A 15783-nucleotide genomic window follows, 5' to 3' on the forward strand; every position below is an offset into this window, starting at 1 on the left:
CATGGAGCCAATTATGCCCTATCTTCGTTCTGTATTTTGGCAACAGCTTTGTGCGTGGTTCGACGGCAATGCAACACGGCATAAACGGAACATCAGCTTGGTTAAACGACCCGAAGAACTTCTGCGATCCACACCTGCCGGTCTCTATTCGCCAGCCGGTGATTTTTACATTGATCCGATCCGTCCTGTTGAGCGCGCCCTCATCACACATGGCCATTCCGATCATGCCCGTTCCGGCCACCGCAAGGTCATGGCGACACAGCAAACGCTCGATATTATGGCCTTGCGTTATGGAGCGGATTTTGCTGGCGAAACGCAAGCGGCAGAGCTTGGCCAAACCACCGGGCTTAATGGCGTGACTATCAGCTTTCATCCGGCCGGGCATGTGCTGGGTTCTGCGCAAATTGCTGTTGAAAAGGATGGCATGCGCATTGTGGCGTCGGGTGACTACAAGCGAGCCAGCGACCCCACCTGCCTCGGTTTCGAACCCATCGCCTGCGATGTCTTTATCACCGAGGCGACCTTCGCCCTGCCGGTGTTTCGCCACCCGGACAGCCGCGATGAAATGGCAAAGCTGCTCAAATCGGTCGAGCAATTTCCCGAGCGTTCGCATCTCATTGGTGCCTATGCGCTTGGCAAGGCGCAGCGCGTGATCCGCCTGTTGCGCGATGCCGGATATGATCAGACGATCTATATTCACGGGGCACTGGCCAAGCTTTGCGACTATTATGAAACGCAGGGCATAAAGCTTGGGCCTCTTGCCCCCGCCACACTGGAAAAGGATAGCGCGCCGGACTTTGCCGGAACCATTGTGGTCGGGCCTCCATCGGCCTTTCAGGACAGGTGGGCAAGACGTTTCCCCGATCCCGTTTCCTGCTTTGCCTCCGGCTGGATGCGTATTCGCCAGCGTGCGCGTCAAGGCGGTGTCGAACTCCCGATCATTCTTTCCGATCACTGCGATTGGGATGAACTGACGCAGACAATCACCGAACTTGATCCGGAGCAGGTCTGGGTCACGCATGGGCGTGAGGAGGCCCTGGTCCGTTGGTGTGATCTGAATGGATATGCAGCCCGACCGCTCCACCTTGTCGGCTATGAAGATGAGGGCGATTAATGGAAGAATTTGCAGCGCTTCTCGACAGGCTCGTATTGACGCCCTCACGCAATGGAAAATTGACCCTGCTTTCCGATTATTTCCGCGATACGCCAGACCCTGATCGCGGTTTGGCACTTGCCGCCATTACCGGCGATCTGAACATCGCCAATGTCAAACCGGCCATGCTGCGCACTCTCATCGCAGAGCGCATGGATGAACAGCTTTTCGCCTATTCTTATGATTATGTTGGTGATCTTGCCGAGACTATTTCGCTCGTCTGGTCCGCTGACGAGCCTTTACGTTCCAACAGTGTGCCAACACTTGGCGATGTGGTGACGGCTCTTGAGCGTGCCTCGCGCAGCGATGCCGTCCGCATGGTGGAAAAATGGCTGGATCAGCTTGATGCATCTGCGCGCTACGCATTGTTGAAACTGGTAACAGGCGGCATGCGCATTGGTGTTTCAGCCCGCTTGGCAAAGCAGGCTCTGGCCCAGTTCGGGCAAGTCGATGTCACCGAGATCGAAGAGCTATGGCATGGGCTGACCCCGCCCTATCAACCGCTCTTTGCCTGGTTGGAAAAGAGCGCGGAAAAGCCTGAAAGCCTCAGTGCTGCGCCATTCCGCCCCGTCATGCTGTCCACGCCTTTGGAGGAGCCCGATTACTCACGCATCAATGCCGGAGAATATGTTGCCGAGTGGAAATGGGATGGTATCAGGGTTCAGTTGACTTCCGAACGGGGGCAGCGCCGCATCTACTCGCGCACCGGTGACGACATTTCCCACGCCTTTCCCGATATTGCCGACTATATGACATTTGAAGGCACGCTTGATGGCGAGTTGCTAGTAGCGCGAAGCGGAGACAATGAAATGGAGATCGGCGCATTTGGCGATCTCCAGCAACGGCTCAACCGAAAGACGGTTTCAGCCAAGCAGCTTGAAAGTCATCCTGCCTTTGTCAGGCTCTATGATCTGCTTGTCGATGGCGGGGATGACATTCGCACCCTGCCATTTGCAGAGCGGCGCACGCGGCTTGAAGCTTTCGCAAAGCAGCTTGAGCCGACGCGGTTCGATCTTTCGCCACTCATCGCCTATGATCATTTTGACGATCTGGTGGAACTGCGCAAGACACCGCCGCATCCCATCATTGAAGGGCTCATGTTGAAACAACGCTCTTCCACCTATGTGCCCGGACGACCGAAAGGCCCCTGGTTCAAGTGGAAGCGTGATCCATTCATCATTGATGCGGTCCTGGTCTATGCGCAGCGCGGCCACGGTAAAAGGTCGAGCTATTACTCCGACTACACATTTGCAGTCTGGACCGGACCTGAAACAGAGCCGCATCTGGTGCCGGTGGGCAAAGCCTATTTCGGCTTCACCGATGAAGAGTTGAAACAACTTGACGCTTTCGTGCGCAACAACACAACGGAACGCTTTGGGCCGGTTCGCTCGGTGCGGGCCGAACCCCAGCACGGTCTGGTGCTGGAGGTTGCTTTTGAAGGGCTTAACCGTTCTAAGCGGCACAAGTCTGGCGTCGCCATGCGTTTCCCGCGCATATCGCGCCTGCGATGGGACAAGCCGCCCATCGAGGCGGACCGGCTGGAAACGCTTGAAGCAATGCTGCGCGACGACCAGCCCTTGGTCTGAAACCGGTCAGGAAAACTCACCATGAAGGTTATGAGAGAGCCTTTGCAGTGGTGCTATGCGTGGTTTGCCCTTCGACAAGCTCAGGATAGCACCATGAGGGAATGTGATGGGCTGCAAGTTGGTCGCCAACCTTGCAAGATCTGACTCCCTGCGATCAAATCACCTTCCTCATGGTGAGCTTGTCGAACCACGCACAGCAATAATTGCAAAATTTATGTTGAGCTATCCTGAGCTTGTCGAAGGGCAAACCACACACAGCACCACTGCAAACATATGGCAAACCACCGACTACTTGCTTTGAATCTCCCAAGCCTTCGGGCCGAAAGTCACATTGAATCTGGAGAGGAACGAACGGCCCAAAAGCCCGTCAATCTCATCGCCGAGTGCTTTCTTGTCGGCCATGACAATCATCGCCACGTCATTGGCTTCGACATTGCCAATATTGACCTTCGATGCGGATGTGTGTTGGGCCAGAGACACGCCATTCGCCGTTTGCATACGCACCGTGAAATCTTCTGAAAGCGGCAGTTTGATGCGCGTCGCAAAATCCCTGCTTATCGATACAAAACTTGCGCCTGTATCGACAATGAAGTTGCCTGCCACACCGTTAATGCTGACGGTTGCCCGGATGACATTCTTTCCCGTAATGGGAAAACGGTCTTTACCCTTGGCATATTGCTGCTCACATTTGCCCTTTGAAGTGTAGTCCTTCAGCATTGTCTGTGAACGCGCCGTGTCATTTTCAGCTGGATTGATCGATACCCACATCTGGATGGGGGTAATCGCACCACAATAGTCGCCGAGTGCAACATAGCTCAGGGACATCTGACGAAACACTTCGCCACTTATGTTTTCCAGATTATCTGTCAGACCAATCGTCGATTCAAATGCGTTGATCGCTTCCTTGTAGCGCTTTGCATCGCTTAAAATTTGCGCTTTGAGATAGTAGAATTGCGCAAGGTCAGGGGACATGACAAGCAGGTCATCAACGATTTTGAGCGCGCCGTCGAAATCGCTCAGTCCATACAGGGCGTCTGCCGCATTATAGAGTGCCACATCTGATGGTCGGCATTTGTTGGAGTATGATTGAAAAACCCTCGCGCTCTCGCGGCTATAACTCTCTCTTTTCAATGCCGTTGCAAAATCATAAGTGACGTTCCAGTCGCAAGGTTCGCTTTGCAGCCTTGCGATTTGCCCTGCAATCGGAGATTTTCTGGCAATCTCCGCCGGTAGTGGCTTCATTTCATAACGCGCATAAAGCCTGGCAAGTTCGAGGTTGGGCTGGGAATCCCGCACTTCGACCGGCTTGGCCGCAGTCAATTGTTGCAAATCTGAAGGGAAAAGATCACCGCCCCAAAAGAAGGCGGCGACAGCAACGATCAAAATGCAAATGACGGTGGTGATGGCCGCATATTCACGCCATGCATTATAGCGTGGCGGGCCGCCATTACGGTCTTCCATATCAGCTTTGAGCATAAAAATCTCTTTAATATCAATATAATGGCAATGAATAATCAGGCAACCAAATCTACATTCAAAAGTTTATAGGAAATGGGATTGCCCGGCAAACAAAAACAATGGCAGTTGCATTATGTGCACGCAATGCTCGACGTGGTTGAATGAATATGGTCAGAAAAATCGGAAGTGATACAACCGAAAAACCGGTAATCGTCCTGTTCCGCCATGATTTGCGCCTGGCGGATAATCGCGCGCTTTATGCTGCCTCCCAGACCGGAAAGCCTGTCATTCCGGTCTTTGTCCGCGATGAAGAGACCGCCGTATCGACAAGGCCCTTGGGTGGTGCGCGGCAATGGTGGCTGCACCACTCGCTCACATCGCTGACCAGATCGCTTGAGGCAATTGGCGCAAAGCTGATCTTGCGACAGGGCCGGACTCAAGCCATCGTCGATGAGCTTATTAGCCAGACCAAGGCTGACATGGTCCTGTGGAACCGCCGATATGATCCGGCAGGAATCGAAACCGATACTGCGCTCAAAGCGCGATTGCTCGAAAGAGGCTTGAGAGCAGAGAGCTTTGACGGGCATTTGCTGCATGAGCCCTATTCGCTCAAAACAGGAGCGGGCGGATATTACCGCGTTTTCACGCCGTTCTGGCGCGCATTTCTAGGCGGCCCGGAGCCGCGCGATCCGGTTCCCGCACCGGCAAAGCTGAAGCCATGGATTGGCGAGATTGCTTCCGCCGATCTTCGCGACTGGCGCCTGCTGCCAGAAAAGCCGGATTGGGCAAAGGCGTTTCATCATGATTGGACGCCCGGCGAGGAGGGGGCGAAGCAAAAGCTGGCGGATTTTCTGGAGGATAGGGCGGCGTCTTACAAAAATGACCGGGATTTGCCCGGCAGAGAGGGCACTTCGCGCCTGTCGCCGCATCTTGCCCATGGTGAAATCACGCCATTTCAGATCTGGCATGCATCAAAATCACCGGCAATAAAGGACCAAAATGCCGGACTCGACACATTCCGCAAAGAGGTGGGATGGCGGGAATTTTCCTATCATCTCCTCTTCAACAACCCAAAGTTGCATGAGGATAATTTCAACGAAAGCTTCGATAGTTTTGAGTGGATCAGCAGCGCCAGAAATTTTAATGCCTGGAAAACCGGCAGGACCGGCTATCCCATTGTCGATGCCGGCATGCGCCAGCTTTGGCAGACCGGCTGGATGCATAACCGGGTGCGGATGATCGTGGCGTCGTTCCTGATTAAGCACCTGCTGATCGATTGGCGGGAAGGGGAGAAATGGTTCTGGGATACGCTTGTCGATGCCGATCCCGCCAGCAATGCCGCGAGCTGGCAATGGGTTGCAGGATCGGGTGCGGATGCTTCACCCTATTTCCGTATCTTCAATCCCATCCTCCAAGGCGAAAAATTCGATCCAAAGGGAAATTATGTCCGGCAGTTTGTTCCGGAGCTTAAAGACCTGCCGGATAAATATTTGCACAGACCATGGACCGCACCGGCTGTCGTCCTGAACTCGGCAAATATCGAACTCGACAAAGACTATCCCGGCCCGATTGTGGAGCATGGCGCAGCGCGAAAACGCGCTCTGGAAGCCTATTCACGCACACGCTGACGGGTTTTCCACATAAACGAAAAAAAATATTGCAGGGTCAATATTGGCGCATCAGCACGCAAAAATGGCGTAAAATGGCCCTTGGGTCCATATAGTGCAATATTTTTTGACGCCCCCGTAACTCTTATTAAACCAAAATATTACGTCGAAACTATTAGAGCCTCCTTGCTTTGCGGCAAATTTTGGCATTTGTTCAGCTCTTCACAATTCTCTTAGAGGGGAAGGAACAAGAAATGACCCTAATGAAACTTAATTTCCGCACCGCGCTGCTGCTCGGATCACTCATGCTCGGCGCCAGCCCGGCCCTGGCTGAAGCTGTGCTCCATCGCGGCAATAGCGGCGAGCCACAGACACTCGACCAGTCCCAAACCTCGATTGATATCGAAGCATTCATCGTGAAAGATCTCTATGAAGGTCTCACAGTCTATGATGCCGATGGCAAGATTGTTCCCGGTGCCGCAGAAAGCTGGACCGTTTCCGATGATGGTCTCGTCTACACATTCAAGCTTCGCGCGGATGCAAAATGGTCCGATGGCTCGCCGGTAACGGCTGAAGACTTCGTATTCTCCATGCGACGTGTCGAAGACCCCAAGACTGCTGCTGGCTATGCCAATATTCTCTATCCGATCAAGAATGCGCAGAAGGTCAATAAGGGCGAAGCAAAGCTTGAAGAGCTTGGCGTAAAATCCGTTGATGAAAAGACGCTGGAAATCACCCTCGAACAGCCAACGCCTTTCTTCATCGAGCTCTTGTCGCATCAGACAGCGCTGCCAATCAACAAGGCGAGCTTCGAGAAGAACGGGGCTGAATTCGTCAAGCCCGGCAAATTGGTCGGCAATGGCGCATTCAAGCTCACCGAACATGTGCCGAATGATCATCTGACCGTCGTCAAGAACGAGAATTATTGGGACGCCGCCAATGTCAAACTGGATAAGGTGATCTTCTATCCAATCGACGATCAGGCAGCCAATGTCCGTCGTTATGAGGCGGGTGAACTCGATCTCGTTTACAACTTCTCATCCGATCAGATTGACCGCCTGCGCGCCGCAAATCCGAAGCAGGTTCATGTCACTCCGGCAGCTGCAACCTATTACTACCCATTCGACACACGCACAGAGCCATTCAATGACGTCCGCGTCCGCCGCGCTTTGTCCATGTCTGTCGATCGTGACTTCCTTGCCAACGAAATTTACGATGGCACAAAATTGCCGGTCTACTCGCTCGTTCCTCCGGGCCTTGAATCCTATGGCGATCCCGAGAAGCCAGATTTTGCCGGCCTTTCGCAACTTGATCGCGAAGACAAGGCTGTCGAGCTGATGAAAGAGGCGGGCTATGGCGAAGGCGGGAAGCCGCTCAACATCGAACTCCGCTACAACACCAATCCAAACCATGAGCGTGTTGCAACAGCCGTGGCCGATATGTGGAAAAAGACTTTCGGCGCAACCGTAACGCTGATGAATCTCGATATTTCATCGCACTACGCCTATCTGCAGGAAGGCGGCAAGTTTAACGTCGCCCGTGCAGGCTGGACCGCCGACTATGCGGATGCCGAAAACTTCCTCAATCTGAACGTCAGCACCAACAAGACCTTCAATTACGGACATTATGAAAATCCGGAATTTGATGCGCTGATGAAGAAGTCCTATGCGGAACGTGACCCTGCTGCGCGCTCCAAGATCCTGCACGAAGCTGAAGCATTGATCGCACGCGATCAACCGATTGCTCCCTTGATGAACGATGCCAATCTCTGGCTCGTTGCCGACAAGGTCAAGGGTTGGGGCGACAACCCCAACAATGAACATCTGAGCAAATATCTGAGCATCGCAGAATAAGGAAAGCCTGAATGTGGGTGGCCGCCGGTCACCCACATTCCGCTTACCGATGTCCCGTGCCAAATTTACAAAACTCAAATCCACATGATTTTGGACGCCACCTCATTTCACATGAGGATTGGCAAAGGCTCTATGCATGGTTCGCCCTTCGACAAGCTCACTTTGCAGGTGGCGGTCTGGCATTAAAACCTCTGCAAAGGTGCTGTGCGTGGTTCGACAAGCTCACCATGAGGAAGATTGTGAGCTGCAATGATAATTGCGACATTGCAAATCTGCGCTCGTGCAGTCCTCAACCTCCCTCATGGTGAGCTTGTCGAACCACGCACCAAGAACCAGGCTCAGCCAAAGCACTGTAGAATTTGGGCAGAAATAGGAGTTTTCATAAGATGTACTTTTCAAAGTTCACTTTAACAACAGTAGTCGCTGCCTCGCTGCTTTTGGGCGCTGCTCCGGCACTGGCGGAAGCTGTCCTGCACCGTGGCAATAGCGGCGAGCCGCAGACACTTGATCCCTCGCAGACTTCTCTGGAGATCGAGGCGTTCATTCTGAAAGATTTGTATGAAGGACTGACGATCTATGATGCGGCGGGCGATATCGTCCCCGGCGCAGCCGAAAGCTGGACGGTTTCCGATGACGGCACTGTCTATACATTCAAGATCAACCCTAAAGCCAACTGGTCCGATGGGTCGCCTGTCACTGCCGAGGATTTCATATTCTCGTTCCGGCGCGTGGAAGATCCCAAAACAGCAGCCGGCTATTCCAATATTCTTTATCCGATCAAGAATGCCGAGAAGGTGAACAAGGGTGAGGCCAAGCTTGAAGAGCTGGGCATGAAGGCACTCGATGCCAAAACCCTGGAAATAACGCTCGAACGCCCGACGCCTTTCTTCCTTCAGCTACTGGCGCATCAGACTGCCCTGCCGGTTAATAAGGCAAGCCTTGAGAAGAATGGTGCCGAGTTCATCAAACCCGGCAAGCTGGTTTCCAACGGCGCTTTTGAACTGGCCGAGCATGTGCAGAACGATCATCTGACGGCTGTCAAAAATCCGGATTATTGGGACGCCGCCAATGTAAAGCTGGATAAGGTTATCTTCTATCCGACCGAAGATCAGGCAGCGGCAGTCCGCCGTTTTGAAGCTGGTGAAATTCAGCTGGTCTATAATTTCTCGGCAGACCAGATCGAGCGCCTGCGCGCCTCATATGGGGATCAGGTCCATGTGAATCCGGCATTGTCTACCTATTTCTACTCATTTGATACACGCGTAGAACCGTTCAACGACGTCCGCGTCCGGCGCGCGCTTTCCATGGCAATTGATCGCGACTTCCTCTCGCGGGAAATCTACAAGGGTGCGCAGCTACCAGCCTACTCATTGGTCCCTCTCGGTATAACCAATTATGGCAAACCGGAAGAGCCAGACTTTGCCACGTGGACCCAGATCGATCGCGAAGACAAAGCTATCGAACTGATGAAGGAAGCCGGTTACGGCAAAGACGGCAAGCAGCTCGAAATCGAGATCAGATACAATACAAACCCCAACCACGAAGCTGTGGCCACCGCCGTCGCCGATATGTGGAAAACGGTCTTCGGCGCCAAGGTCACTCTCTCGCAGATCGATATCAGCGCCCATTACGCCTATCTGAAGGAAGGCGGAAAATTCAATGTGGCGCGTGCAGGTTGGACAGCCGATTATGCGGACGCGGAAAACTTCATGACAATCAACATGAAGAAAAATCCGACCTTTAATTACGGCCGGTATGACAATCCCGAATATGATGCTTTGGTCGAAAAATCCTACACCGAGAAAGATCCGGCCGCCCGTTCCAAGCTTTTGCATGAAGCCGAAGCCATGGTTCTGCGTGACCAGCCGATTGCACCCATGATGAATTTTGGACAGCTCTGGCTTGTGTCGAACAAGGTCAAGGGCTGGGTGGATAACGGATCGAACGACCATCTCAGCAAATATTTTAGCGTCACGGAATAAGACCTTGAGGCGCGATCCGGTTTACGGATTGCGCCCATGATTGGAGAGTAGCCCATGTTCCATTTCATCCTTCGCCGACTGGCGAGCGCGGTGCCGACATTGTTCATTGTCGTCACCATTTCGTTTTTCCTCATGCGCTTTGCGCCCGGAGGGCCCTTCAATCTTGAGCGGCCATTGCCACCGGCGACGATGGAAAATCTCATGAAGGCCTATCATCTTGATCAGCCTCTATGGAACCAGTATCTCAACTATCTGAAGAACGCCGTTACCGGCGATTTCGGGCCGAGTTATATTTACAAGGACAATACGATTGCCGAACTCATCGGCAAAGGCCTGCCCTATTCGGTCAAGCTGGGCAGTTTTGCCCTTCTGTTCGCGCTCATCGGCGGCGTGCTTGTCGGCACCCTGGCAGCACTCCGGCAAAACTCATTTTTTGACTTCTTGACCATGTCGGTCGCAACGACCGGTGTCACGGTTCCGAACTTCGTTGTCGGCCCGGTTCTTCTGCTGATTTTTTCACTGACATTCTCGCTTTTGCCCGGAGGAGGGTGGGGAGACGGCTCTTGGCCGTTTTTGATATTGCCCGTCATAACGCTTGGGCTTCCGCAGCTGGCCGTTTTTGCACGGTTGACGCGCGGGTCCATGATTGAGGCGCTGCATGCCGACCATATTCGAACGGCCAAGGCTTATGGATTGCCCTCCCGCTCTGTTGTGATCACCCATGCCATGCGCGGCGCTCTTCTCCCCGTGGTTTCCTATCTGGCACCCTGTGCTGCCGCGCTTCTCACAGGTTCCGCTGTCGTGGAGAGCATTTTCACCATTCCCGGTGTCGGACGTTATTTCGTCCTCGGCGCCATTAATCGTGACTACACATTGGTGATGGGAACCGTCGTCCTCGTCGCCATTTTTGTCATCGTATTCAATCTAGTGGTCGATATTCTCTACGGCCTTCTCGATCCGAGGGTTCGTCATGACTGATATTCCTGCAACAATTATTCCACCGGAAGAATCCAAAGGCCGCAGTCTTTTCCAGCTGGCTGCCATTCGCTTCCGCCGCAATAAAGCAGCAATGACGGGCAGTATTCTGCTGTTCCTGATCACTGTTTTCTCGTTCCTCGGGCCCTATGTCATCAGCCATAGCTATGATCAGGTGTTCTCGTCCTATGTCACGGTGCCACCCAGCATCGAGCCGCTTCCCAAGGCGGATAGTCTTGGTGAAGTGATGAAAGGCGTCGCCGACCGCGCCAGAGTTGAGTTGCGCGAATTTGCCGTGGACGGCAACACATTCACCGCAACCATCCATTCCGACAAGCCGATTGACCCGCGTTCAACGCGCTATTTCGATCGCGCCAATGAATTCGACAATACACAGGTTGCGGCCACGGAAGATGGTGGCGCAACTCTGAAATTGACGGGCGATGTCAATCGCGAATATTTCCCGTTTGGTACTGATAATAACGGGCGCGACCTGCTTGCCCGTGTCATGCTGGGCGGCCAGATATCCCTTGCTGTCGGCTTTTTGGCCAGCCTCGTTTCGCTGGCTGTCGGTGTCACCTATGGTGCCATATCGGGTTATCTTGGCGGGCGTGTCGACAATGTCATGATGCGCCTTGTCGAAATTCTCTATTCACTGCCCTTCGTGTTCCTTGTCGTTGTCCTCGTCGTGTTCTTCGGGCGAAGTTTCATTCTCATCTTCCTCGTCATTGGTGCCGTTGAGTGGCTGGACATGGCGCGTATCGTGCGTGGCCAGACCCTGGCCTTGAAACGCCGCGAATTCATCGGCGCTGCACAGGCATTGGGCTTGACTGACTGGCAGATTATCCGTCGTCACATCATTCCAAATACGATTGGTCCCGTCATTGTGTTCGTCACAGTGGTTGTGCCGAAGGTCATTCTTTTGGAAAGCTTTCTGTCGTTCCTCGGCCTTGGCGTTCAAGCGCCTTTGACAAGCTGGGGCGCTTTGATTTCCGAAGGAGCCAACAAAATGCAGTCTGCACCCTGGCTGCTGATTTTCCCCGCCATCTTCTTTGTCGTCACACTGTTCTCGCTGAACTTCATCGGCGATGGGCTGCGCGATGCACTCGATCCGAAGGACCGCTGAGATGACGGACAAGAATGAAACCATATTGTCCGTTCGCGGACTGAAAGTAGACTTCACAACACCGGATGGTGACGTGAATGCCGTCAAGGGCATTGACCTTGATGTGAAGGCCGGAGAAACGCTTGCCGTCGTCGGTGAGTCAGGTTCCGGAAAAAGTCAAACCATGATGGGTATCATGGGATTGCTTGCAGCCAATGGCAAAGTCACCGGCTCCGCGGAATATCGCGGCAAGCAATTGATCGGGCTTCCGATCAAGGAACTCAATAAGGTCCGCGGCTCAAAGATCACAATGATCTTTCAGGAACCCATGACCTCGCTTGATCCGCTTTATACGATTGGGCGGCAGATTGCCGAGCCTATCGTTCACCACAAGGGTCTCAGCTTCAAACAGGCTAAGGTGCGTGTGCTGGAATTGCTCAAGCTTGTCGGCATTCCTGAGCCTGAGCGGCGCATCAATTCTTATCCGCATGAAATGTCGGGGGGCCAGCGCCAGCGCGTTATGATTGCCATGGCGCTTGCCAATGAGCCCGACCTCTTGATCGCCGACGAACCCACAACTGCGCTCGACGTTACCATTCAAGCGCAAATATTGGACCTGCTGCGCGACCTGCAAAAGCGGTTTGGCATGGCCATCGTGCTCATCACCCACGATCTTGGCATTGTGAAACATTTTGCCGAAACTGTGGTTGTGATGCGCAAAGGTGAAGTGGTCGAAAGAGGCACTGTCGAGCAAATCTTCGAACGGCCGCAGGAAGACTACACCAAAATGTTGCTGGACGCTGTTCCCAGCGGCAGCAAGGCTCCCCCGGCGGAAACCGCTCCTGTCGTGCTTGAAGGGCGCAATGTTTCCGTCGACTTCAGAATAGGTGGAGGGTTCCTTACCAGTGCCCACACGCTTTTCCGTGCTGTGGATGGCGTGACTATCCGTCTTCAGGAAGGCCAGACAATCGGCATCGTGGGGGAATCCGGATCGGGCAAATCGACCTTGGGTCGCGCTCTGCTGCGTCTCTTGCCGAGCAGTGGCCACTATCATTTCGCCGACAAGAATATTTCGAGCTTTGGCCGGTCCGCCATGCGGCCATTGCGCAAACAGTTGCAATTGGTATTCCAGGACCCTTACGGCTCGCTTTCGCCGCGGCAGACTGTTGGTGAAATCATCACAGAGGGGCTGCTCATCCATGAGCCGCAACTAAGCCGATCAGACCGTGACAAACGGGCGGTTGCCGCCTTGAAGGAAGTTGGGTTGGATCCCGCTGCCCGCAACCGTTATCCGCATGAGTTTTCTGGCGGACAACGGCAACGCATCGCCATTGCCCGCGCTATCATTTTGAAGCCGAAGGTCGTTATCCTCGATGAACCGACATCCGCGCTGGATCGCTCGGTGCAGGGACAGGTTATCGAACTATTGCGTGATCTTCAGTCAAAGCATGGACTGTCCTATATTTTCATCAGCCATGATCTGGCGGTCATCAAAGCCATGTCCGATTATGTGGTGGTGATGAAGAACGGCAAAATCGTCGAAGAAGGTCAGACCGAAGACATATTTGAAAGCCCGCATCATGAATATACAAAGACGCTCATTGGTGCTGCTTTCGATCTCGATTAACCGGGGGCAAAACCAGGCGTGATCCAGCTTCACACAGGACAGGCACGGGAAAAAATCGAAGCGATTTTCCGTGCCTACCTGGAAAACCACAAAAAGGCAGGAGTTCTTCCCGACTTTATTTGAACTGGGAAGACTTTTTCCGCAAAAGGGCGGAATTTTGCTGAAGAATCGTCGATTTTTACCCAAAAATACAACCTACGCATGCAATTTAGTTGTTGTCGGTTGAATGATGCCCGATCTGGATATTGACGCTTTCTGAAAGCGCCCGCTTGTCCCCGCAAGCGGGCGTTTTGCATTTGCCTCCATGGTTATGCGGAAAACTCATCACCTTGTCGCTGGACTAACTTTTGAGGCTGCTCACCCAATTCACCCGAGGAGCACAGGCAAGTCCCACAGGCTTCCTGACATTCCTGTTTGACTCCTGGTTTCTTTCGTGCTCAATTGGCACAATGGTCCAACCAATTTAGAAAGAGCGTCGCTTGATCAGCCAGATCCTTTCTCCAGTTCATACATCTTCACGGGACGATGCGGTTTTGCAGGCGCTTGTTGGATTTGTGACGGATGAGGGGCTTGTGCCAGGCGACCGTTTACCGACGGAACGTGTCCTTGCCGAGCGCTTGAAGGTGAGCAGGACAACTGTCCGCGAAGCGCTCACCCGCTGGCAGGAATTGGGCCTCGTGGAGCGGCGGCAGGGCAGTGGTACTTATTTGAAGGCAGCCGTTACGCGCAATATGCTGCACATGCCGCTTACTCTTGCATCCGGCAATGATTTCAATAGCTTAATGCATACATTGGAAATTCGCCGGGGTCTTGAAGCTGAGGCGGCGGCTCTATCGGCAGCACGTGTCAGCGATGCGGATATCGCCATGATCGAGCAAAAACTGATCAGGATGGAAGAAGCATTTCATGAACGCCATGGCATGTCCGCCGATGAGGATTGGGACTTCCATCTGGCTGTCTTCCGCACATCTGGCAATCCTTTATTCGAGCAGATTATCGCTGCCATGTATGAAATGTTTCACCGCTTCTGGGAGCACCCGCTTGGCGTGCGCGACTTCGGTCATGCCAGCTTTCCCTACCATCGCACCTTGTTCAATGCGATAGCCGCGCGCGATCCTATTGCTGCCAGAGCAGAGGCACTGAAGTTGATCGCCACAGTCGAGGATGACCTGAAGCGCGGCGCCGCCAACCTGAAAAAACAAACCCAGAAAAACCGAGTTCATATTTAGAATGAATGATAACCCTTTTTTCCACGATCAGGACATGATGGCGCAAGCCGCGACTTTGCTGGCGCATGACGATCCTTTCCCCGGCGGTTCTGTTGTTCCGCCAATCTATCAAACTTCACTTTTCACCTTCACGAATTACGCCGAAATGGCCGATGCTTTCGCCGGTCGCAAGCGCCAACCAATGTATTCCCGCGGCGATAACCCGACTGTCATGGAGTTTGAAAAGAAGATCGCGGCGCTTGAAGGCGCTGAGGCGGCACGGGCTTTTTCCAGTGGAATGGGTGCGATCAGCGCCATGGTTCTTGCCTTCGTCGGCGCAGGCGAACGCATTGTTTCTGTTCGCAATTGTTATGGCGATGCCTACCGTCTGTTCGAACGTCTTCTGCCTCATCTTGGCATCAAAGTAGACTATGTCGATGGCTCCGATCCCGATGCTGTCGCCGCTGCTTTGCCGGGCGCCAAGCTGCTTTATCTGGAAAGTCCAAGTTCCATGATGTTCGAATTGCAGGACATCGCTCATTATGCGCGTCTTGCCAAACAACATGGCGTCGTCACCACAATCGACAATTCCTGGGCAACGCCGCTTTTCCAAAAGCCAATCAGCCATGGCATTGATTTGGTTATGCATTCCGCGTCCAAATATCTGGGCGGACACAGCGATACGGTCGCTGGCATTGTCTCCGGCTCGCAAGAAATGATCGACCGGATCAATGGCCGCACCTACTCTTACCTCGGCGCAAAGCTCTCGCCATTCGAGGCCTGGCTTCTTTTGCGCGGGCTGCGCACGCTGACATTGCGGTTGCCGCATCACATGAAGAGCGGCCTTATAATCGCTGAAAGGCTTAAAGGCCACGGCAATGTCGAGCGGGTCATGCACCCGGTCTATTCCAACCATCCTGGCAAAGCCACGCTTAGCGGTTATTCGGGCCTGTTTTCATTCGAAGTTACAGATGAGATCGATGTGCCCGCCTTTGTCGATGCGTTGAAACTGTTCCGCATCGGCGTCAGCTGGGGCGGTCATGAAAGCCTCGTTGTCCCCGCACTTGCTTCCTTGCAGCAAACGCCGGACGCAAATTCGATCGGGCGCTTCGGTGTCAGCCCCCGAACGATCCGCCTACATGTCGGACTGGAAAATGTTGAGGAACTCTGGGCGGACCTCGCCAACGCATTCACCGCGGCAAAACGCTGAACTTAAAAACAAGATGGGA

11 protein-coding genes are annotated in these 15783 nt (G+C 53.5%); 10 read left to right on the top strand and 1 reads right to left on the bottom strand.

All coding sequences use genetic code 11. The features are described 5' to 3' along the window. Window positions 1–97: 97 nt before the first annotated feature. Window positions 98–1114 carry a ligase-associated DNA damage response exonuclease gene (locus tag QFZ34_RS00075; RefSeq protein ID WP_307275273.1) on the top strand — a complete coding sequence of 339 codons (1017 nt, stop codon included), beginning with the start codon at window positions 98–100 and terminating at the stop codon, window positions 1112–1114. After that, window positions 1114–2739: a cisplatin damage response ATP-dependent DNA ligase gene (locus QFZ34_RS00080; protein WP_307275274.1), complete on the top strand. Its 1626-nt coding sequence runs from the start codon at window positions 1114–1116 to the stop codon at window positions 2737–2739. The genes QFZ34_RS00075 and QFZ34_RS00080 overlap by 1 nt, the downstream gene beginning before the upstream one ends. A 288-nt stretch (window positions 2740–3027) precedes the next feature. On the opposite strand, the gene QFZ34_RS00085 is transcribed toward QFZ34_RS00080, so the two are convergent. Further along, window positions 3028–4215: a TIGR02281 family clan AA aspartic protease gene (locus tag QFZ34_RS00085; RefSeq protein WP_307275276.1), complete on the bottom strand. Its 1188-nt coding sequence runs from the start codon at window positions 4213–4215 to the stop codon at window positions 3028–3030. 143 nt (window positions 4216–4358) lie between these two features. Between QFZ34_RS00085 and QFZ34_RS00090 the strand changes: the two genes are divergently transcribed. The 8 genes from QFZ34_RS00090 to QFZ34_RS00125 all read left to right on the top strand — a co-directional run bounded on the left by QFZ34_RS00090 (window position 4359) and on the right by QFZ34_RS00125 (window position 15764). Next, window positions 4359–5825, top strand: a complete 1467-nt coding sequence (locus QFZ34_RS00090) for a cryptochrome/photolyase family protein (protein ID WP_307275278.1) — start codon at window positions 4359–4361, stop codon at window positions 5823–5825. A gap of 233 nt (window positions 5826–6058) precedes the next feature. Then, window positions 6059–7657: a peptide ABC transporter substrate-binding protein gene (locus QFZ34_RS00095; protein ID WP_115053695.1), complete on the top strand. Its 1599-nt coding sequence runs from the start codon at window positions 6059–6061 to the stop codon at window positions 7655–7657. A 386-nt stretch (window positions 7658–8043) separates the two neighbouring features. Then, complete coding sequence (locus QFZ34_RS00100) at window positions 8044–9639, top strand: peptide ABC transporter substrate-binding protein (protein ID WP_307275282.1); 1596 nt, start codon at window positions 8044–8046, stop codon at window positions 9637–9639. A 54-nt stretch (window positions 9640–9693) separates the two neighbouring features. Further along, window positions 9694–10617, top strand: a complete 924-nt coding sequence (oppB, locus tag QFZ34_RS00105; RefSeq protein ID WP_115053693.1) for an oligopeptide ABC transporter permease OppB — start codon at window positions 9694–9696, stop codon at window positions 10615–10617. Further along, the gene (locus QFZ34_RS00110) at window positions 10610–11740 is read left to right on the top strand and encodes an ABC transporter permease (protein ID WP_115053692.1); all 1131 of its coding nucleotides are present in this window, start codon (window positions 10610–10612) and stop codon (window positions 11738–11740) included. The genes oppB and QFZ34_RS00110 overlap by 8 nt, the downstream gene beginning before the upstream one ends. Before the next feature lies 1 nt (window position 11741). Continuing rightward, on the top strand, window positions 11742–13346 hold the full coding sequence (locus QFZ34_RS00115) for an ABC transporter ATP-binding protein (RefSeq protein WP_115053691.1): 1605 nt from the start codon (window positions 11742–11744) through the stop codon (window positions 13344–13346). A 479-nt stretch (window positions 13347–13825) separates the two neighbouring features. Then, a complete protein-coding gene (locus tag QFZ34_RS00120) occupies window positions 13826–14575 on the top strand; it encodes a FadR/GntR family transcriptional regulator (protein ID WP_370878656.1) in 750 nt (249 codons plus the stop codon). Window position 14576: 1 nt separating this feature from the next. Further along, window positions 14577–15764, top strand: coding sequence for a PLP-dependent transferase (locus QFZ34_RS00125; RefSeq protein WP_307275293.1), 1188 nt, complete (start codon window positions 14577–14579; stop codon window positions 15762–15764). Window positions 15765–15783 lie beyond the last annotated feature (19 nt).

This window comes from Phyllobacterium ifriqiyense (assembly GCF_030817885.1).
GTDB lineage: Bacteria > Pseudomonadota > Alphaproteobacteria > Rhizobiales > Rhizobiaceae > Phyllobacterium > Phyllobacterium ifriqiyense.

Coding starts and splice junctions, on each gene's coding strand:
- QFZ34_RS00085 (WP_307275276.1), bottom strand. CDS start 4,215: ATGCTCAAAGCTGATATGGAAGACCGTAATGGCGGCCCGCCACGCTAT.
- QFZ34_RS00125 (WP_307275293.1), top strand. CDS start 14,577: ATGAATGATAACCCTTTTTTCCACGATCAGGACATGATGGCGCAAGCC.
- QFZ34_RS00095 (WP_115053695.1), top strand. CDS start 6,059: ATGACCCTAATGAAACTTAATTTCCGCACCGCGCTGCTGCTCGGATCA.
- QFZ34_RS00115 (WP_115053691.1), top strand. CDS start 11,742: ATGACGGACAAGAATGAAACCATATTGTCCGTTCGCGGACTGAAAGTA.
- QFZ34_RS00100 (WP_307275282.1), top strand. CDS start 8,044: ATGTACTTTTCAAAGTTCACTTTAACAACAGTAGTCGCTGCCTCGCTG.
- QFZ34_RS00090 (WP_307275278.1), top strand. CDS start 4,359: ATGAATATGGTCAGAAAAATCGGAAGTGATACAACCGAAAAACCGGTA.
- QFZ34_RS00080 (WP_307275274.1), top strand. CDS start 1,114: ATGGAAGAATTTGCAGCGCTTCTCGACAGGCTCGTATTGACGCCCTCA.
- oppB (WP_115053693.1), top strand. CDS start 9,694: ATGTTCCATTTCATCCTTCGCCGACTGGCGAGCGCGGTGCCGACATTG.
- QFZ34_RS00110 (WP_115053692.1), top strand. CDS start 10,610: ATGACTGATATTCCTGCAACAATTATTCCACCGGAAGAATCCAAAGGC.